19 protein-coding genes and 1 pseudogene are annotated in these 18,429 nt (G+C 50.7%); 9 read left to right on the forward strand and 11 right to left on the reverse strand.

Annotation, left to right across the window (positions count from 1 at the left end; all coding sequences use genetic code 11):
- Positions 1-9: 9 nt before the first annotated feature.
- The 3 genes from BV494_RS09335 (at position 10) to BV494_RS09345 (ending at position 2,178) form a co-directional block, all read left to right on the forward strand.
- Complete coding sequence (locus BV494_RS09335; RefSeq protein ID WP_104922626.1) at positions 10-480, forward strand: phage tail protein; 471 nt, start codon at positions 10-12, stop codon at positions 478-480.
- Between the two features lie 8 nt (positions 481-488).
- Positions 489-1,637, forward strand: a complete 1,149-nt coding sequence (locus tag BV494_RS09340) for a phage late control D family protein (RefSeq protein ID WP_439958383.1) — start codon at positions 489-491, stop codon at positions 1,635-1,637.
- A gap of 319 nt (positions 1,638-1,956) precedes the next feature.
- The gene (locus tag BV494_RS09345) at positions 1,957-2,178 is read left to right on the forward strand and encodes a DNA-binding transcriptional regulator (protein ID WP_013573939.1); all 222 of its coding nucleotides are present in this window, start codon (positions 1,957-1,959) and stop codon (positions 2,176-2,178) included.
- Positions 2,179-2,219: 41 nt separating this feature from the next.
- On the opposite strand, the gene BV494_RS09350 is transcribed toward BV494_RS09345, so the two are convergent.
- Positions 2,220-2,588, reverse strand: coding sequence for a hypothetical protein (locus tag BV494_RS09350; RefSeq protein ID WP_226790057.1), 369 nt, complete (start codon positions 2,586-2,588; stop codon positions 2,220-2,222).
- A gap of 206 nt (positions 2,589-2,794) precedes the next feature.
- Between BV494_RS09350 and BV494_RS09355 the strand changes: the two genes are divergently transcribed.
- Positions 2,795-3,838 (forward strand): phage integrase, encoded by a 1,044-nt coding sequence (locus BV494_RS09355; protein WP_104922629.1) that lies wholly within the window; start codon positions 2,795-2,797, stop codon positions 3,836-3,838.
- Positions 3,839-3,984: 146 nt separating this feature from the next.
- Here the strand turns inward: BV494_RS09355 and BV494_RS09360 are convergent, their stop codons facing one another.
- Positions 3,985-5,244, reverse strand: a complete 1,260-nt coding sequence (locus BV494_RS09360; protein ID WP_226790058.1) for an HNH endonuclease — start codon at positions 5,242-5,244, stop codon at positions 3,985-3,987.
- A 238-nt stretch (positions 5,245-5,482) separates the two neighbouring features.
- Here BV494_RS09360 and BV494_RS09370 point away from each other — a divergent pair.
- Positions 5,483-5,698, forward strand: a pseudogene (locus tag BV494_RS09370) (tyrosine-type recombinase/integrase); the annotation flags it as partial.
- 314 nt (positions 5,699-6,012) lie between these two features.
- Here BV494_RS09370 and BV494_RS09375 read toward each other — a convergent pair.
- The 4 genes from BV494_RS09375 to ftnA all read right to left on the reverse strand — a co-directional run bounded on the left by BV494_RS09375 (position 6,013) and on the right by ftnA (position 8,306).
- Positions 6,013-6,351, reverse strand: coding sequence for a YebY family protein (locus BV494_RS09375; protein ID WP_226790077.1), 339 nt, complete (start codon positions 6,349-6,351; stop codon positions 6,013-6,015).
- Positions 6,352-6,385: 34 nt separating this feature from the next.
- Positions 6,386-7,270, reverse strand: a complete 885-nt coding sequence (copD, locus tag BV494_RS09380) for a copper homeostasis membrane protein CopD (RefSeq protein WP_104922631.1) — start codon at positions 7,268-7,270, stop codon at positions 6,386-6,388.
- A 3-nt stretch (positions 7,271-7,273) separates the two neighbouring features.
- The gene (yobA, locus tag BV494_RS09385; RefSeq protein ID WP_439958384.1) at positions 7,274-7,660 is read right to left on the reverse strand and encodes a CopC domain-containing protein YobA; all 387 of its coding nucleotides are present in this window, start codon (positions 7,658-7,660) and stop codon (positions 7,274-7,276) included.
- Positions 7,661-7,799: 139 nt separating this feature from the next.
- Positions 7,800-8,306, reverse strand: coding sequence for a non-heme ferritin (gene ftnA, locus BV494_RS09390; protein WP_104922633.1), 507 nt, complete (start codon positions 8,304-8,306; stop codon positions 7,800-7,802).
- 408 nt (positions 8,307-8,714) lie between these two features.
- Between ftnA and BV494_RS09395 the strand changes: the two genes are divergently transcribed.
- Entirely contained in the window at positions 8,715-8,945 is a 231-nt protein-coding gene (locus BV494_RS09395; RefSeq protein WP_104922634.1) for a DNA polymerase III subunit theta, read from the forward strand.
- 37 nt (positions 8,946-8,982) lie between these two features.
- Here BV494_RS09395 and pip read toward each other — a convergent pair whose 3' ends face one another.
- The 4 genes from pip to dbpA form a co-directional block, all read right to left on the reverse strand.
- A complete protein-coding gene (gene pip, locus BV494_RS09400) occupies positions 8,983-9,939 on the reverse strand; it encodes a prolyl aminopeptidase (RefSeq protein WP_104922635.1) in 957 nt (318 codons plus the stop codon).
- Positions 9,940-10,465: 526 nt separating this feature from the next.
- Positions 10,466-12,523 carry a S9 family peptidase gene (locus BV494_RS09410; protein ID WP_104922637.1) on the reverse strand — a complete coding sequence of 686 codons (2,058 nt, stop codon included), beginning with the start codon at positions 12,521-12,523 and terminating at the stop codon, positions 10,466-10,468.
- Positions 12,524-12,651: 128 nt separating this feature from the next.
- Positions 12,652-13,017: a protein YebF gene (gene yebF / locus BV494_RS09415; protein WP_104922638.1), complete on the reverse strand. Its 366-nt coding sequence runs from the start codon at positions 13,015-13,017 to the stop codon at positions 12,652-12,654.
- A gap of 163 nt (positions 13,018-13,180) precedes the next feature.
- On the reverse strand, positions 13,181-14,563 hold the full coding sequence (gene dbpA / locus BV494_RS09420; RefSeq protein ID WP_104922639.1) for an ATP-dependent RNA helicase DbpA: 1,383 nt from the start codon (positions 14,561-14,563) through the stop codon (positions 13,181-13,183).
- A gap of 259 nt (positions 14,564-14,822) precedes the next feature.
- Here dbpA and purT point away from each other — a divergent pair, with 259 nt between their 5' ends.
- Entirely contained in the window at positions 14,823-16,001 is a 1,179-nt protein-coding gene (gene purT / locus BV494_RS09425) for a formate-dependent phosphoribosylglycinamide formyltransferase (RefSeq protein WP_104922640.1), read from the forward strand.
- Between the two features lie 84 nt (positions 16,002-16,085).
- Here purT and BV494_RS09430 read toward each other — a convergent pair whose 3' ends face one another.
- Positions 16,086-16,265, reverse strand: coding sequence for a YoaH family protein (locus tag BV494_RS09430; protein ID WP_104922641.1), 180 nt, complete (start codon positions 16,263-16,265; stop codon positions 16,086-16,088).
- A gap of 161 nt (positions 16,266-16,426) precedes the next feature.
- Between BV494_RS09430 and pabB the strand changes: the two genes are divergently transcribed.
- Entirely contained in the window at positions 16,427-17,800 is a 1,374-nt protein-coding gene (gene pabB, locus BV494_RS09435; protein WP_104922642.1) for an aminodeoxychorismate synthase component 1, read from the forward strand.
- Entirely contained in the window at positions 17,797-18,399 is a 603-nt protein-coding gene (locus BV494_RS09440) for a CoA pyrophosphatase (protein WP_104922643.1), read from the forward strand. Before pabB ends, BV494_RS09440 begins: the two co-directional genes overlap by 4 nt.
- The last annotated feature ends 30 nt before the right edge of the window (positions 18,400-18,429 follow it).

Below are 18,429 nucleotides of genomic sequence, written 5' to 3' on the forward strand. Positions count from 1 at the left end.
GAAAGCCGCATGATGTTAACCCTCGGGCTGTTTGTGTTTCAGTTGCAGACCGTCCCTTATCAAAGTTTACAGCGCGATGTCGTTTACCGCTGGCCGGTAAACAACCGCGTCGGCCTGCGCCCGCTGCCGCAGTTCCTCGGCGTGAATGAGGAGAAAATTACCCTGTCCGGCGTGCTGATGCCGGAAATCACCGGCGGGAAGTTGTCACTGCTGGCACTGAACCTGATGGCCGATCAGGGCAAGGCCTGGCCGTTGCTGGAGGGCAGCGGCACCATTTACGGGATGTTCGTGGTGAACAGCGTCAGCGAAACCCATACAGAGTTTTTCTCCAACGGCGCGCCACGAAAGATTGAATTTACCCTGACGCTGACCCGCGTGGATGAATCCCTGGCGGCGATGTTCGGCGACATGAAAGCCCAGGCCGACGGGCTGCTGGATAAGGCCGGTGGTTTAACCGGACAGCTGGGAGGTCTGCTGTGATTACCGATATGACCATCGGAGCCGGTGCGCAGTTTGCGCCGGACTTCACGGTGACCGTGGGCGGCAGAGACATCACGCAGGACGTCAGCAACCGGCTGATTTCTCTGACGCTTACAGACAACCGTGGCTTTGAAGCTGACCAGCTCGACATCGAGCTAAGCGACACCGACGGCCTGCTGGATATGCCGCCACGCGGCGCGGTGATTAATATTGCGCTGGGCTGGAAAGGCCAGGCGCTGACGAACAAAGGCAACTTTACCGTGGATGAGGTGGAGCACCGCGGAACGCCGGATACGCTGACTATCCGCGCCCGCAGTGCGGACTATCGCGGTAGCCTGAATTCCCGTCGCGACAACTCTTATCACGACACGACGCTGGAGGCGGTGGTGTCGGCAGTGGCGGCGCGCAATAACCTCAAGCCCGCCATCGCCGAGCCGTTCAAGGGCGTGAAGGTGTCGCACATCGACCAGACGCAGGAAACCGACGCGAAGTTTATTACCCGCCTGGCGGAGCTGAACGGCGCGGTTGTTGCCATCAAGGCCGGTAATCTTCTGTTTATCAAGCCAGGCGCGGCGAAGACGGCCAGTGGGAAGCCTATCCCGCAGATGACGATTGTCCGCAGCGACGGCGACGGGCATACGTTTAATATTGCTGACCGTGGGGCTTATACCGGCGTGTCGGCAAGCTGGCTGCATACCAAAGACCCGAAACCGAAAAAGGTGAAGGTGCAGCGGAAACCGAAAGTGCAGTACCTGCGCGCCCTGCAACACCCGAAGGCGAAAAAGGTCAGCACGAAGGTACAGAAAACGCCGGAGGCAAAGGAAGGCGATTACCTGGTGGGCAGTGAAGACAATGTGTTTGCGCTCACCACCATCTACGCCACGCAGAAAGCGGCCATGCGTGCAGCACAGGCAAAATGGGACAAACTCCAGCGCGGCGTCGCGGAGTTCTCGATCTCCCTGGCTCGCGGGCGGGCTGATTTATTTCCTGAGACGCCAGTGGCCGTGTCCGGATTTAAATCCGTGATCGACGCGCAGCCCTGGATAATCAGCAAGGTGACACACAGTCTGGGGAACAGTGGGTTTGTTACGACGCTGAATCTGGAGGTGTTGCTTTCGGATGTGAGTTATGAGGCGAGCGGGGACGATAGCGCGTGAATGATTGAGATCAGGCTTCATGATAAAATCATAAAAAGCATTTAAAAACAGTAGTATATCCAAAAAACAACTGGAAAGAGTGCGTATATGAAAAGGCCAACACACACGGCCTTCATAAACCAACGGGCACGACGCCAGATATAGCGTTCCCTTTGGTCAGCGTCACTGATCGCGCTTTGTATATCGTCCTGATTTGTCATCTCGTCTGCCTTGGGCATTTTGTCACCTGTTATGTAAAACACTGTAATCCCGGATGTATGTTTTCAGCAATAACATACAATGATTACATCTGACTTAAAATGACCACTTGGTGATTATTATGATGCACTGCCCGAAATGCCAGCACGCCGCACACGCCCGTTCCAGCCGTTATCTGAGCATCAATACTAAAGAACGTTACCACCAGTGCCAGAATATCAATTGCAGTTGTACGTTCAAAACGCATGAATCGATCGCCGACATCATTGTTGAACCAGGCACCGTTCATGCTGTTCAGTTGCATCCGGATAAGCATCAGCAACAATCTTTGCAGATGCATTAAAACAAGAAACCCGCCAATGGCGGGTTTCTTAACATTAATCATTACCAGCTAAGTTGCTCACCGCTGGCTTTCAGATTTTGTTTGTACATCATATCCAGAGTCGCGTAAGTGCACATATCAAACGCACCTTCACAATAATCACCGATTACCTTATTCAGTATTTCTTTATTTTTGGCTTTGGTCAGATTCTTAAAAGCGGTCAGATTTTGCTTTTCCATCATTCGAAGCGTTGTTGGTTGGCACATATCAACGGCACCATCACAGTAATCCGCCTTTACCTTCACCTTGATGTATTCAATAACTTCTTGTTTCTGCGCTTCGGAACCGTCGAATTCCATCGGGTTAACAAATGCAGCACTCGCGGCAAACGGAAGCATCAAAACAGCAAATCCCAGAACAAACTTCATCATTAAGTCCTTATAGTGAAAGCAAACTGTTAAGACTAATCTTAACAATCTGAAGTCAAAATTTCACGGTTTCTGCCGCAACCTTTCCAAAAGAGACGATTTAGACAAACCGACCGGTTATAGCCATTACATGTATACGACTGACCAAATCAAACATTTACACTGGTTTTATATACAGTAAAATTCACATTCTCAAAAAGGAGAATGTGATGAGTGTAAGAAAGCTGTCTACCGGCAAATGGTTATGCGAGTGCTATCCGAACGGACGCGAGGGCAAGCGGTGCCGCAGGCAGTTTGATTCCAAAGGGGAAGCCTTAGCCTTTGAGACTTACACCATGGATCAGGCAAAGAACAAACCGTGGCTGGGCGAGAAGGAAGACCGGCGAAAGCTGAGCGAACTGGTCGATCTCTGGTACAGCCTCCACGGCTGCTCTCTGAATGATAAAAAGGGACGGTTAGGCAAACTGAAGATTATCAGCGCGGGCATGGGTGATCCAATAGCCAGTATGATCACACCGAAGGACTGGGCGCACTATCGTGATCAGCGGCTGCGCGGTGAAATTGATAACGGCTACAGTACCAGTCTGGCAACCCGTAAAGTTTCCACCGGTACGGTGAACTGTGAGCATGCTTTTCTAAGGGCGGTATTCAATGAACTGAAACGCCTGGGGGAATGGTCGCTGCCAAACCCGCTCGAGAATATTCGCGAGTTTGATCAGCCAGAACGTGAAATGGCATGGCTGACTCAGGAACAAATTCTGTTGCTCATGGCGGCATGTGAACAGCATGGAAATGACGAATTAACGCTTATCGTTAAAGTTTGCCTTTCGACCGGCGCACGCTGGAATGAGGCGGCAAAAATCAAAAGCTCGCAAATATCCCCGTACAAAATCACCTTCATCAATACTAAAGGCAAAAAGAACCGTACCGTTCCCCTCACCCGCCCCCTCTATGACGAACTGATCGCCCGTAAAGGCGCGCCCTTCTTGCCCTGCTATAAGCAGTTTTATCGGGTGATCAGGCTGGCGGGCATCGAGCTGCCGGAAGGTCAGATGACGCACGTTCTCCGGCATACGTTCGCCAGTCATTTCATGATGGCCGGTGGCAACATCATCGTGTTGCAACGTATCCTCGGGCACTCAGATATTCGGGTCACTATGCGATACGCGCACTTTGCTCCGGATCACCTGGAAGACGCTATCCACCTGAATCCGCTTGCTCAAATGGTTGGCAACAAAAATTTAATCAGTTGAAATAGCGGGGATAGAAGATAAAAAATAACATACCATTTTTTAGCGAAATGTAATGAATTATTGCTGCCGATTATTATATTGACTTATAAGAATGGCACTAAGTCCTTAGTGCCATTTTTATACATATTTATATAGAGTCTATTTTTTTAATCATGAACATCTTTATCCCCATGGCTTGGGAAATATTTATTTCTATGCCAGCCCAAATATTTTTGACATTTTTCGTTAATTTTAACACTCGTTACTGCGTGTATACCTATTAGTTCCAGAATATTATTCTCAACTAATACTGGTGATATAAGCAATTCACCATTAGCCTTAAAGCTTATTAACCCCTTATCAAAAAGAATATCAACATTTGCAGATAATAGTAATCCGTTATAAGGATCAAGTCGCTCATAATTCGATGATTCTCGCCAAGGTTTTATGTGACTCGCTCTCAGCATTACGTCAAGGGAAATGTCAGTAAGAAGGCATTTGCCATATAACTTATTTAGATCACTTCTGAACTTTCCTTGCCCAACCCGTGCGTCAATCAGTTGTTTTCGGTCTGTTATTGATATGTTCGCATCTTTTTCAATTTCGTAAATATCCTCAATAAGTAAATCAATAGCTTTTTTTTGAGAATTAACATCAGAGACCGATTTCTCTATAATATTAAATCCTAGTGACGTAAGAACTTTGAAACAAACCGAATCCAACCCACCAGTAAACTCATCAGCGAAAAGTACTCGATTTATTACTGCTATTGCTGAAACTCCAAATATGACTTTAGGTGGGAATAGATTACCATTATAGTCAAGATCATATGTGGTTGATTTTTGGAATTTATAATCAGTATATTGTATTTCTTCAAATTTACCTAATACATCTAGGATGTCTCGTCGCTCAAGTTTAGACATAAGAGAATTGAGATTAGAAACTCTTGAACTTGCCGATTTCGCCTCTCTGTATCCCACGGATTTTTCTAACTCGATAATATCGTCATTATTATAATACACTCCTGCTCTAGAAAGCAGAAACCATGCAGTGACTTTATTAATTTCAGAACAATAACCTTGATGTGCTTTACCGAAAGAAGTTATCGGAGAATACTTTTTCGCTCTTTTATCTAAAAGATATTCTTTGTGAACGCGAATCTCTATGGGAATTTCTAACTGGTGAGGCTTAAACTTCACCGTCCATAATATGCCTTTTTCATCAGTTTCGTGCATGACAGAACCAAGTGCAAACCCGATGTGGCTAATCACCCCACTACTACAAAAAAAAATCAAGTCTCCCTTCTTGATAGACTTAACCGTTTCTCTGTATTGATTATATATTTTTGCCGGTCTGGCTCTTATCCATCCGTTTTCTAATTCTTCTTTGTGTGACTTTGGCTTTTGTGTAATCCAGAAGTAATTCATCAGAAACCTTCACCTCAATTTAATTGATGATTTTAATTATTCGATATTAACTTCGTGAGCAAACCTTTACTAACGGCCTCAACTACATTGCAGAGGACATCAAAATTACTATTGCCTATTTTAATAATATTTCCAGTCAATGATAGTACATTATCGTCATTGCCACTGTCTGCAAAGGACGTCGATCATACCCTGCACAAACGCAGATGCAGTGTCCTACCTGTTATCTTATAGTCAACAAATGACGCACGTTCTGCGGCATACGTTCGCCAGTCATTTCATGATGTCCGGCGGCAACATCATCGTGCTGCAGCGAATCCTCGGGCACTCAGATATCCGGGTCACTATGCGTTACGCGCACTTCGCTCCGGATCACCTGGAAGACGCTATCCACCTGAATCCGCTGGCTCAAATCAGTGGCGATATAATGGCGATGGAGAATCCAAATGAGTAACATTGAGGGTAAGTGAAAGTAGTCTAAGTGATTGTTTTTATTATAAGTGGTTGATTTAAAAAACAGTCAAAAAAATGACCGAATACGATTCCTATATTCGGTCTAGGGAAATGGCTCTTGGGAGAGAGCCGTGCGCTAAAAGTTGGCATTAATGCAGGCGGTTAAGCCGTACAACTTAAAGAGTAGCCGAGGCCTGACTATTTTCCACCCAGTTTGAAACATAGTGATAATAACAACGATGTATTATTTTCATTGTGTGACAACATACGCAAAACATGGGATTAACATCAGGCGGTTAGCGGCTGCACGGCCATTCAGCAAAGCGTCTCGGCTTTGGCGATAAACGGCGCCAGACTCATTTTTTGCCCCGGATTTGCCGGATCGTCTAACCAGATTTTCTCCAGCGGCACAGCCTGAACCTGACGGTTTTTGACCTGCTCTTTGGCGACGTCGTTCAGAGGATATTGCGCCAGTGTGCTGTCGTTAATGACATACAGCGCGTTACCGGGACGGCATTGCAGCATGACTTCTTCACGCGTAAAAGCCCAGGCTTTGCCATATTGCAGGCGGCTGATCGTCTCGACCTGTGGTGCAGCAAAACTGCCGGCAGATAAGGTTAGCAACACACAGGCGAGCAGTGTTTTCCTCATGATTTTTCCTCAGTAAATAGTAAATTCTTCAATTCTTTCAGACAGGCGCGAGAGTAGCAAACCAGCTCACCGCCAGTAAAACCAGTAGCGCAAGTCCCCATTCGAGCCACGTCATCATGATGAAACGACTCTGCGCACGCTCCGGCTGTTTACCCATTAACGGCACCAGCCAGTAACGGTTGAAAATGGCGATGCAGCACATGATCCCGACCAGCACCACTTTGATGACCAGAAGACGCTGGTAAAGCGAGGTCATATCGACCGGCCAGCGCTGCAAAACAATCGCGGTATTCAGGATGCCGGTCAGGATAACCAGCGCGACGGCGGCATGGCCCCAGACGGAAAACCGAATGAGCGTGGCAATCGCATAAGGGCGTGTCGCAGGTTGTCGCGTAAACAACATGCAGGTCAGCAGCGGGAATAAGCACCCGAACCAGTAGGCCGCGCTGAGCAGATGCACGACATGATTAGTCCGTTGTAACAGCCCCAGCGCGCCATCATGCATCGCTGCATGGCCGATCAGCGCCTGACTCATCAGTAAACCGAGTGCGCACAAAAAGACGAACACATTGCGCCCCGGCAACCAGTCCATCAGCATGACCAGCAATAATGCCGCCGTCAGCAAGAGGTGCCAGCGCCAGACATCACCAAACGACGTCGTGAGCACCAGCAGCCAGACGTTCAGGTTCAGCCCGTCGCCCCAGCCGTTTCCCATCAGCGCGGCCTGAATCGCCAGCATTCCCACCGACGTCACCGCCGCCAGAATGCCAGACCACATCATCAGAGACTGATTTTTACGCAGCAATACGGCGGAAAAGCCTTGCGGTGCCAGTAAGGAGCAAAAGACGCTCAACCCAAAAATTTGCATCAGTGAAGCAAAATGGACAAACCGGCACAGGACAAACATGGCAGTCAGGCTCATCGTTTATTTAACGATAAAGCTGTACTGACCGTGTGTTTTATGACCATCAACGGAGACAACGCTCCACGTTACAAGGTATTTACCCGGCTTCAGCGTTTCCGGAAGCGGGAGAACCGCCTGAGTTTTGTCATTCGCGGCGAGCGTCATAGCACCGGTTTTGACGATTTTATTTTCTGCGTCGGTCAGCGTGATTTTGCTGAAATTAGGTTCGATGCCTTCGCTAAAACCCAGTGACAATTCAGACGGGCTGGCGGTGACAACAGTGTCGGCGGCAGGCGTTTCTGTTTTCAGATGTGCGTGGGCAGAAGCCTGCTGTGAGATAAATCCGCTCAGCAAAACAGCTGAGACTGCCAGTGCACGGCAAAGAGAAGTGGTTTTTTTGAACACGATAATTCCTTGGCTTGCTTAACGATGAATTTATAACGCCGTCACTTTATCGCAAACCACCCCAAAACGTTTGTCAAAAAAACATAAAAAAAACGCAGAGGCGTGAGCACTCTGCGTTTTTATGAATCACAACGGCAGGAATTTAGCCTGCAGGTGCCTGCGCCACCATGTTCTTCAGATCTTTATCCACGAAGAACAGGCCGTTTCCGGTGTTGCTGACCAGAGCCAGTTTATCGAGAACGGATTTGAACAACGTTTCTTCTTCATGCTGTTCAGCAACGTACCATTGCAGGAAGTTGAAAGAAGAATAGTCTTTCAGCGTCATGGACAAGTCGGCCAGTTCGTTGATTTTCTGGGTGATCAGTTGCTCGTGCTCATAGGTTTGTTTGAACAAATCAGTCAGAGACTCAAATGCCACTGGCGGTGCAGCAATCGCGCCCAGCAAAGGCAGTGCGCCAGTATCACTGACGTATTTGAACAGGCGATGCATGTGGTCCATTTCTTCCATGGAATGCTGCTTCAGAAACGCCGCTGCGCCTTCGTAGCCTTTATCGCTGCACCATGCACTCATCTGCAAATATAAATTGGCAGAGTAAAACTCGAGGTTCAGCTGTTCGTTCAGCTGGTCGATCATTTCTTTTTTAAGCATGATGCGGCTCCATAAAATAAATTAAGGCAGATAAATGAGATTATTTATCTGCATTATGCCCGCATCAATACAAAATAAAAACACCCGATTCACATTATTATTCATATGGGCAACAATATAATTTAACCAATTGAATTTAATGATATTTATTTTAACCAAAATATAGATTAATGATAATCATTAACATGCGGGATGTTATTAAAAAGAATCATTCCTATTTGAATAATCCATTTTATATTCCTGCATGAATTTAATTATCACCTTAGATTTCGGGAATGGTTCTTATTTACCTGATATCACTTCTCAATCTCACGCATAGCATCAGCTGTAATAAAATTCCAAAGACAACATTCACCCCACGGATTGGGTCGGGTACAATGCGGTGAAATGGTTTAGCGGGAAACAACAATGAGTAGCAATCTGGCCGAAATCAGTAAAGAAGAGATGGATCGCATTAACGTCGATCTCGCCGCGTCAGCCGTCGCTTTTAAGGAACGTTACAATATGCCCGTTGTGGCTGAGATGGCGGAACGCGAGCAGCCTGTGCATCTGCGCACTTACTTCCGTGAGCGGGTCATGTTTTATCGCGGGGAATCACATAAATTCTCCCGCTTACCTTACGAACCGAAGCAGAAATAAGCGACGGGTCCGCGAGCAAACGGGAGCACTGAAACCGTTAGCGTCGGGTGGCGAAACGCTGGTTTGTACGGATTAGCTGATCGAGGATCCCGGGCTCGTCAAACGAATGCCCTGCTCCTTCGATGATGTGCAGTTCCGCTTCTGGCCAGGTCTGCGCCAGATCCCAGGCGTTTTGCACCTGACAGGCCATATCGTAGCGACCGTGGACAATCACGGCGGGAATGTGGCGGATGCGTTCGACGTTGCGTAAAAGCTGATCGTCGCTGTCCAGAAACCCCAGATGCGTGAAGTAATGGTTTTCGATGCGGGCAAACGCCAGCGCGAAGTTATCTTCACCGAAAGATGACGAACCTTCCGCAGGTAAAAGCGTCACGGTCTCCCCTTCCCACAAGCTCCAGATTTTCGCGGCCTCCAGCTGAACGGTGCGATCCGCCGATGTAAGACGTGCACGGTAAGCAGCGATGACATCCTTGCGTTCTTCATCATCCAAAATCGACAAAATCCGCTGCCATTTTTCAGGGAAGAAACGGGAGGCGCCATCCTGGTAATACCAGGCCAGTTCCTGCTTACGCAGCGTAAAAATACCGCGCAGAACCAATTCACTGACGCGGTCAGGATGCGTTTCGGCATACGCGAGCGCAAGCGTTGATCCCCACGAACCGCCAAACACCAGCCATTTATCAACGCCCGCTAATTTTCGCAGGCGTTCGATGTCTTCGACCAGATGCCAGGTCGTGTTGTTATCGAGGCTGGCGTGAGGCTTTGAACGCCCGCAGCCACGCTGGTCAAACAGCATGACGTCATAATCATTGGGATCAAAAAGTTGCCGGTGAACCGATGAACAACCTCCGCCCGGCCCGCCGTGTAGAAATACCGCGGGTTTACCTTCCGGGTTTCCGCTGCGTTCCCAGTAAATCTGGTGGCCATCGCCCGTATCAAGCATGCCGCTGGCATAGGCTTCCAGAGGTGGATACAACCCTTTTAATTTTGGCATGACATTTCCTGTTCTATTCGGCCAGTGTATTGATTGAGATGCGTGCCTGTTCATAACAGCGCATTGATTACACGCCGACAAGGTGTAATGACCAAAAATCATTGTTTTGCATACTGTTCGCATACTTATCGTGCAATTCACAACCGGAATATAAAACAGGGGGCTGTGTAAAGTTTTGCAGGAAATACGATGGGACTTGCAACCGGCACGATTTAAGCAGTAAATAGGTGAGCAACCCAATCCACAAGCTTTAAAGAGAGGCGATCATGAGTAAAGGAATGGATAGCAAAAAAAATGCGAAGAAAAAGCCACTGAAGACCCCTGCCGAGAAAAAGGCTGATAAAAAAGCCAAGAAAGCAGCTGCCTGATAAAGTGACTTCGTAGAATAAACCCGCTGAATGCGGGTTTTTTTATTCCCCCGTCATACTTCAAGCCGCAGATGCATTAGCTGCACTCGCTCACCCGAATCACTGACCCACGTCAGCTCATCGGGATTCGCTCACTTGCCGCCTTCCTGCGACTCGAATTATTTCGGGGGAACCTGTTGTTCTTTCGCTGCCAGCGACAGAACAAAGGCATATTCCAGCGCGATATCTTCGTAAGCCTTGAAACGTCCAGATTTGCCGCCGTGGCCGGAATCCATATCCGTGTGCATCAGCAGCTGATTATCGTCGGTTTTGACATCACGCAATTTCGCGACCCACTTCGCCGGTTCCCAGTATTGCACTTGTGAATCATGCAAACCGGTCGTCACCAGCATGTGCGGATAAGCCTGCGCACGAACCTGATCATACGGGCTGTATTGCAACATATAGTCGTAATACGCTTTGTCGTTCGGATTGCCCCACTCGTCATATTCGCCGGTCGTCAGCGGAATAGAATCATCAAGCATCGTAGTGACAACATCGACGAAAGGAACCTGCGCAACAATGCCGTGGAACAGGTCAGGTGCCTGATTAATCACCGCGCCCATCAGCAAACCACCGGCACTGCCGCCCATCGCATAAACCTGTCCTGCGTCCCCGTAACCTTCAGCCACCAGTTCTTTCGTCACATCAATGAAATCGTGGAACGTGTTGAGTTTGTTGAACAGCTTGCCGTCGTCGTACCACTGCTGGCCGAGTTCAGCGCCGCCACGGATATGCGCCAGGGCGAAAACAAAGCCTCTGTCGAGAAGGCTCAGGCGGCTACCGCTGAACGCCGGATCCATACTGCTGCCGTAAGAACCGTATCCGTAAACCAGTAACGGATTGGTATTTGGTTTGAACAATCCACGGCGATAAACCAGTGAAACCGGGACTTTCGCGCCATCGCGCGCTGTCACCCAGACGCGTTCGCTGCGGTAATTCGCCGCATCAAAATCTTTCACTTCCTGCTGTTTGAGCAACGTGCGTTCGTGCGTGTCGAGATCCAGCTCAAAGAGCGAGCTTGGCATGGTCATCGACGAATAGCCGTAACGCAGCAACGACGTATCCGGTTCCGGGTTGTACGCCAGCCAGGTGGTGTACGTCGGGTCATCAAACGCCAGTGATTTTTCCTCACCGCTGGTCCAGTGGATCTGGCGCAGCTGCGTCAGCCCCTGATGTCGTTCTTCCACCACCAGCCAGTCGCGGAATAAACTAAAACCTTCGAGCATGACTTCAATGCGCGGTGCGATCAGGGTTTGCCACTGCGCCTCGGTACCGTTTTCGCTTTTATAGAGACCGAAATTTTTACCGTCTTTATTCGAACGGATATAGAAGTGGCCCAGATAATGATCGAGCGCGTACTCATGATCTTTACGGCGCGACAGGAACACTTTCGGCGTCGCCTGCGGATCATCGGCATCCAGCAGCAAGATCTCAGATGTTGTGGTGCTGTCGAGATGGATCAGGATGTATTTTTCTGACGTGGTTTTATCCAGTCCGACGTAAAACGTGTCGTCTTTCTCTTCATAAACCAGTTTGTCGGTTTTCGGATCCGTGCCGACAACGTGGCGGTAAACCTGATACGGCAGCAACGTTTTCTTGTGTTTGCGGACGTAATACAGCGTCTGAGAATCGTTAGCCCACTCGCTGCTGCCGGACGTGTTTTTCAGCAGATCGTCGGTCCAGGTTTCGTCATCCAGCTTTTTGATGCGGATGTCGTACTGGCGACGGGACAGGAAATCTTCGGCCACGGCCATCAGTTTATTGTCCGGGCTGATATCTAAACCGCCCAGCGTATAAAACTCGCCGTCGCTGGCGCGTTCATTGCCGTCGATCAGCGTCTGCCAGTTTTCATGTTCAGCGGCGGGCTGGCGCAGGTAAATCGCGTATTCATTGCCCGGTTCATAGCGGGTCTGATAACGGTAACCGTGCTTTACGTAAGGGACGGAGTGATCCTGCTGCGCAATGCGCGCGACCATTTCTCCGTAAAGCGTTTCACGTAACGCCTGATGTGGCTGCATGGCCTGATCGGTATATTCGTTTTCTGCCGTCAGATACGCCAGAACCTGAGGATCGGCGCGGTCATCATCACGCAGCCAGTAGTAATTATCGACGCGGTTATCACCGTGTACGCTCAGGGTTTTCGGGCGTTTTTCAGCCTTTGGAGGTGTCATCATCACGGATCTCTTTGTCCTCTTTATGGTGTGACAAGAGTGACAGGTTTGAACGGGGAAACCAAGGGACGGAACGTGCGGGACTTAGCAGGAATATGCGCCCGGCAGGGGTGACGGGCGCAGGGGAAAACTCAGGCTGGCGTGCTGTAGGTGATTTCACCGAGCTGGCAGTTCAATGTCACGTCGTAGGTTTTGTCTGCATGATCGCCGCGCACTTTCAGCGGGATATCCCATTTTTTGTTATCACCGCTGATGCTGCCCGCATCAACCCAGGCGACAGGTGTAGACGTGCCGAGTACTTTTTTATCAGTATCCCAGCGCGGAATGCGGTTTTGCAGAAAATCGCGTTTGACCATCGCCGCGATTTCATCTTTCGTCGCATTTGCGCACGGAGTGACCGTCGCCGTTCTCACTTCAGGCTCATCGGCCTGAGCGGTCTGGATCAGGCCGCTCAATCCTGCGACTGCCATTACTACGCTCAAGATTATCTTTTTCATCGTTCGTCTTCCCAGTCTTTGTCTTTTATTACGGGTGACCTTGCCGGAACAATATCCATACTTAGCGCAAGGTCATCGCTTGCGTCAGACAATATAATCATCAACAAGCCAATAACACAACATTAACAATCAGACATGCGACGTAAAACGTGACGATAATCTTTTAGCGTAAAATAATCGCTTTGCAGTTTTTTCCTTTGATTTTCCCTTCCTGCAAACGTTGCAGGGCTTTCTTCGCGCTCTTCTGCCGGATGGCTACATAAGCGTGGATCGGGAACATATCAATTTTACCGACTTCCGCTGCAGTCAGCCCCGCATCACCGGTCAGTGCACCGAGAATATCGCCGGGACGGATTTTAGCTTTACGGCCACCGTCGATGCACAACGTGGCCATTTCAGGATCCAGCGCCACTGGCGTTGCCGCCAGCGCCTGTGCGGCAGGCTGCCAGGTAAACCGCTGACGGGTGTAATCTTCCAGCGCCGTTACGCGTGGCATTTCCTGCGGCGTCACCAGGCTGATAGCCAGACCGCTGGTTCCCGCACGTCCGGTACGGCCTACGCGGTGAACGTGGACTTCCGGATCGAAAGACAGTTCGTAGTTGATAACCAGACCTAACTGTTTGATGTCCAGCCCGCGCGCGGCAACGTCGGTCGCCACCAGCACACGGCAACTGCCGTTGGAGAAGCGCACCAGCACGCGGTCACGGTCACGCTGTTCCAGATCGCCGTTCAGCGCCAGCGCGCTGATCCCTTTGCTGCTCAGGGCATCATAAACGTCCTGACAGTCGCGTTTGGTATTACAGAACACTACGCACGATGTCGGCTGATGCTGGTACAACACGCCAGCCAGCAAGGATAAACGCTGATGTTTATCGGCTTCGATGAAGACCTGTTTGATATCGGCCACATCATCTTCGCCTTCAATTTCCACTTTCAGCGGCTCGCGCTGGAATTTGGAGCTGATGCGCTCAATGCCATCCGGGTAAGTCGCTGAGAACAGCAGCGTCTGGCGGGATTGCGGCGTATAGCTGACCACATCTTCGATATCTTCACTGAAACCCATGTCCAGCATGCGGTCGGCTTCATCGAGCACCAGCACTTTCAGATCGTCCAGCTTCAACGAGCCTTTGCGCAGGTGTTCCTGAATGCGGCCCGGCGTGCCGACCACAATGTGTGGCTGACGAACCAGCGATTCGTTCTGTGGGCCGATAGACTGGCCACCGCAAAGGGTCAGGATTTTGATGTTCTGGGTAAAGCGCGCTAAACGACGTAATTCTTTACTGACCTGATCGGCCAGCTCGCGCGTCGGGCAAAGCACCAGCGCCTGCGCCACAAACTGTGAAACGGTGATGCTGTTCAGCAAACCAATGCCGAACGCGGCTGTTTTACCACTGCCGGTTTTAGCTTTGGCGCGGACGTCCTGACCTTGCAGGATAGCGGGCAAAGAGGCTTCCTGAATCGGGGTCATTTCGGTGTAACCCAGTTCATTCAGGTTAGAAAGTTGCTCAGCGGGCAATGTCAGGACAGAAAAGGAATGCGTGCTCAAGGCGATAACTCTTTATGTGAGGCAAAAATCGGGGCAGCGACAGGAGATCTGGCGCCATGGTTTACTAAATGATAACAGAGACGCCCGCTGACTGCCTTAAACAGCCGAAAACGGAGCCAAAAAATCCTGTAAAGCGCCCCTCTGCGCACGCAGGGAATTTATCAAACGCGCCGCGCAATCGTTTTCGTCACAAAAAAAATCAGATATACTGCGCCCCGAAATTCCTACTTTCCTTCCTCAAAGATCTGGGTACGAAGCTATGTTAACCATTGGTACTGCACTGCGCACCGGCGCAACCCGCGTCATGTTGTTAGGCTCTGGCGAGCTGGGTAAAGAAGTGGCGATCGAATGTCAGCGCCTGGGTCTTGAAGTGATCGCTGTCGATCGCTACGCGGATGCACCAGCGATGCAGGTCGCTCACCGCAGCCATGTCATTAATATGCTCGATGGCGACGCGCTGAAAGCCGTTATTGAAAGCGAACGCCCTGATTTTATTGTGCCGGAAATTGAAGCCATCGCCACCAGTATGTTGGTGGAGCTGGAAAAACAGGGCCATAACGTGGTGCCGTGCGCCGAAGCGACGCGTCTGACCATGAACCGCGAAGGTATCCGCCGTCTGGCCGCAGAAACCCTGAAACTCCCGACATCGACATATCAGTTTGCTGACGACGAAGCGTCTTTCCGTCAGGCCGTCGACGCAATCGGTTACCCGTGCATCATCAAGCCGGTAATGAGTTCATCCGGTAAAGGCCAAAGCCTGATCCGCAGCGCCGAACAGTTACAGACGGCCTGGGATTATGCCCAGCAAGGTGGCCGTGCCGGTGGCGGGCGCATCATTGTTGAAGGTCTGGTGAAGTTTGATTTTGAAATTACGCTGCTGACCATCAGCGCCATTGACGGCATTCATTTCTGCGCGCCCATCGGGCACCGTCAGGAAGATGGCGATTATCGCGAATCCTGGCAGCCACAACAGATGACCGAACTGGCATTGCAGCGCGCGAAAGACATCGCGGAAAGAGTGGTGAAAGCGCTGGGCGGTAAAGGCCTGTTTGGCGTTGAACTGTTCGTCTGCGGCGATGAAGTGATTTTCAGCGAAGTTTCACCGCGTCCGCACGATACCGGAATGGTCACGCTGATTTCTCAGGATCTGTCCGAATTTGCCCTGCACGTTCGCGCTTTCTTAGGCTTGCCGGTCGGGAAAATCCGCCAGTTTGGCCCGTCGGCTTCGGCCGTTATTCTGCCGGAACTGACCAGCCACAACGTTTCTTTCAGCGGGCTGGAAAACGCGCTGACCGGTTTCAACCAGATCCGTCTGTTCGGTAAGCCGGAAATCAGCGGTAAACGCCGTCTGGGCGTGGCGCTGGCGATTGCCGATAACGTCGAAGACGCGGTTGAGCAGGCGAAACAGGCTGCGGCGGCGATTGTCGTTAAAGGCTGATGCCTGGATAAAGATGAAAAAAAACCGGACTCCGCAAAGGGCCCGGTTTTTTTATGCCTGATAAGTGCTTATCAGGGTAGAAATTTACTCATCTTCGTCATCAAAGATAACGGTCACGCGATCGCCTTTGTGCGTTTCGCGGATTTCTGCTGCTACGGTTGCAATGGCTTCGCCACTGCTCATCCCGTTTTCCATTAACTGGCGGATACGATCGGCGGCCTGTTCTTGTTCGGAATGTGATAATGAAGGCATACCTGTCAGCATGGGAGATTCCTGTTGTACGTTAAATCGGCCCGCAGGCTGCGGGGTTGCACAGTATACGCCTTATTGATGCAAATCGCCTGCGCTGCTTTCAGGCAGCCGATTCTATGTTAGGATCGGTGCTCTGCTACGTTTTAATTGCGCCCGAGAAGCTCATACCTGCCATGCAATCCATCCGGTCCGTGAATTTTCATTCTTTGCCGTATCATCCCGATGCGCTGTCTGAGCAATTTTCTGCGCTCTCAGCGTTGCCATGGGCCATGCTTTTGCATTCCGGTGCTGCGCAGCATCAGCACAATCGTTTTGATATTATGGTCGCGGATCCGCTGATCACGCTGACGACGCGCGGTGATATCACGCAGGTTGAACAAAACGGTGAAATGACGTCGCGGAAAGACGATCCATTTGCCCTGCTGCAAGAATACCTGTCAGCATCCGGTTTGCAGGCGGAAAGCTCGCCTGATTTCCCGTTTTTGGGCGGCGCGCTGGGCCTGTTTGGCTATGATTTAGGGCGGCGCATTGAAACATTGCCTGACACCGCAAAACAGGATATTGCCCTGCCGGATATGGCGGTCGGTATTTATGACTGGGCGCTGATCGCCGATCATCATCTGCAACGTCTGACGCTGGTTTGCCACCATGATATTGCTGACCGCCTGCACTGGCTGACGCAGCAACAGGCCGCGGTCGTGCAACCCTTCAGCCTGAAAGCGCCGTGGCAGTCCAACATGACCCGCAAAGAATACGGTGCCAAATTCCGCCAGATTCAGGAATACATTCACGACGGCGATTGCTATCAGATTAACCTCGCACAGCGATTTTCGACGCACTATTCCGGTGACGAGTGGCAGGCATTTTTACGGCTGAACAAGGCGAACCGGGCACCCTTCTCGGCGTTTCTGCGTTTGCCTGAAAACACGGTAATCAGCCTGTCGCCAGAGCGTTTCATCTGGCTAAAAGACCATCAGATCCAGACGCGCCCGATTAAAGGGACGTTGCCGCGCAGTGAAGATCCCGCAGAAGATACGCGTCAGGCTGGGCGGCTGGCGGCATCGGAAAAAGATCGCGCGGAAAATCTGATGATCGTCGACTTGTTGCGAAATGACATTGGCCGCGTTGCCACGCCGGGCAGCGTACGCGTTCCCGAATTATTTAAAGTCGAGCCCTTCCCGGCGGTTCATCATCTGGTCAGCACGATAACCGCAGAATTACCGGACAAGTGCCACGCCAGCGCGTTGCTGCGCGCGTGTTTCCCCGGCGGTTCAATTACCGGCGCGCCGAAAGTCCGCGCGATGGAAATCATCGAAGAACTTGAACCCCAAAGGCGTAACGGCTATTGCGGCAGCATTGCGTACATCAGTTGCTGCGGCACAATGGACAGCAATATCACCATCCGCACCTTGCTGACGGCGGGCGGGAAAATTTACTGTTGGGCAGGCGGCGGGATTGTGGCTGACAGTCAGGAACAGGCAGAATATCAGGAAACCTTCGATAAAATTGCCCGCATATTGCCGCAGTTAGGAGACGTTCAGCCGTGACTTTGCTGGAACAGCGCGCACGCGTACAGACCTTTTCACCCGCCGTGGAAGATTTCATCCTGCGTTTTCAGTTGCAGCAACCGCGTTTGCCTGCGCCGGCATTGCGCGGAACCCGTCATGCCGCCGTGTTAATTCCGATTATCTGCCGGAAAGAACCGACAATTCTGCTGACACGCCGTTCCGATCAATTGCGCAAACACCCCGGTCAGGTCGCCTTTCCCGGCGGTGCGGCCGATGCAACGGATGCCTCGATAATTGCCACCGCGCTGCGCGAAGCTCAGGAAGAAGTCGCTATTGAGCCGGGACAGGTTCACGTTTTAGGCACGCTTTCACCGCAGGACAGCAGCAGCGGTTTTCAGGTGACGCCGGTTGTCGGGCTGTTGCCGGTCGATGTGACATTCCATCCGGCAGAAGATGAAGTCGCCGAGCTGTTTGAAATGCCCTTGCAGGAAGCGTTTGATCTTGCCCGCTATCACACTCTGGATATTCATCGCAGAGGCATCCATCACCGGGTGTATTTATCCTGGTATCAGCAGCAATTTGTCTGGGGACTCACGGCTGCGATCCTCCGTCAGCTCGCCCGGCAGGTTGAAGCCTGAGCCCGCTAATTACATTCCGATCACACTTTT

It is taken from the genome of Rahnella sikkimica (assembly GCF_002951615.1).
Taxonomy (GTDB): Bacteria; Pseudomonadota; Gammaproteobacteria; order Enterobacterales; family Enterobacteriaceae; genus Rahnella; species Rahnella sikkimica.

Excerpts from the sequence above, each read along its gene's own strand:
- BV494_RS09335 (WP_104922626.1), top strand. The coding sequence starts at position 10 with ATGATGTTAACCCTCGGGCTGTTTGTGTTTCAGTTGCAGACCGTCCCT.
- BV494_RS09340 (WP_439958383.1), top strand. The coding sequence starts at position 489 with ATGACCATCGGAGCCGGTGCGCAGTTTGCGCCGGACTTCACGGTGACC.
- BV494_RS09345 (WP_013573939.1), top strand. The coding sequence starts at position 1,957 with ATGATGCACTGCCCGAAATGCCAGCACGCCGCACACGCCCGTTCCAGC.
- BV494_RS09350 (WP_226790057.1), bottom strand. The coding sequence starts at position 2,588 with ATGATGAAGTTTGTTCTGGGATTTGCTGTTTTGATGCTTCCGTTTGCC.
- BV494_RS09355 (WP_104922629.1), top strand. The coding sequence starts at position 2,795 with ATGAGTGTAAGAAAGCTGTCTACCGGCAAATGGTTATGCGAGTGCTAT.
- BV494_RS09360 (WP_226790058.1), bottom strand. The coding sequence starts at position 5,244 with ATGAATTACTTCTGGATTACACAAAAGCCAAAGTCACACAAAGAAGAA.
- copD (WP_104922631.1), bottom strand. The coding sequence starts at position 7,270 with ATGAGCCTGACTGCCATGTTTGTCCTGTGCCGGTTTGTCCATTTTGCT.
- ftnA (WP_104922633.1), bottom strand. The coding sequence starts at position 8,306 with ATGCTTAAAAAAGAAATGATCGACCAGCTGAACGAACAGCTGAACCTC.
- BV494_RS09395 (WP_104922634.1), top strand. The coding sequence starts at position 8,715 with ATGAGTAGCAATCTGGCCGAAATCAGTAAAGAAGAGATGGATCGCATT.
- pip (WP_104922635.1), bottom strand. The coding sequence starts at position 9,939 with ATGCCAAAATTAAAAGGGTTGTATCCACCTCTGGAAGCCTATGCCAGC.
- BV494_RS09410 (WP_104922637.1), bottom strand. The coding sequence starts at position 12,523 with ATGATGACACCTCCAAAGGCTGAAAAACGCCCGAAAACCCTGAGCGTA.
- yebF (WP_104922638.1), bottom strand. The coding sequence starts at position 13,017 with ATGAAAAAGATAATCTTGAGCGTAGTAATGGCAGTCGCAGGATTGAGC.
- purT (WP_104922640.1), top strand. The coding sequence starts at position 14,823 with ATGTTAACCATTGGTACTGCACTGCGCACCGGCGCAACCCGCGTCATG.
- BV494_RS09430 (WP_104922641.1), bottom strand. The coding sequence starts at position 16,265 with ATGCTGACAGGTATGCCTTCATTATCACATTCCGAACAAGAACAGGCC.
- pabB (WP_104922642.1), top strand. The coding sequence starts at position 16,427 with ATGCAATCCATCCGGTCCGTGAATTTTCATTCTTTGCCGTATCATCCC.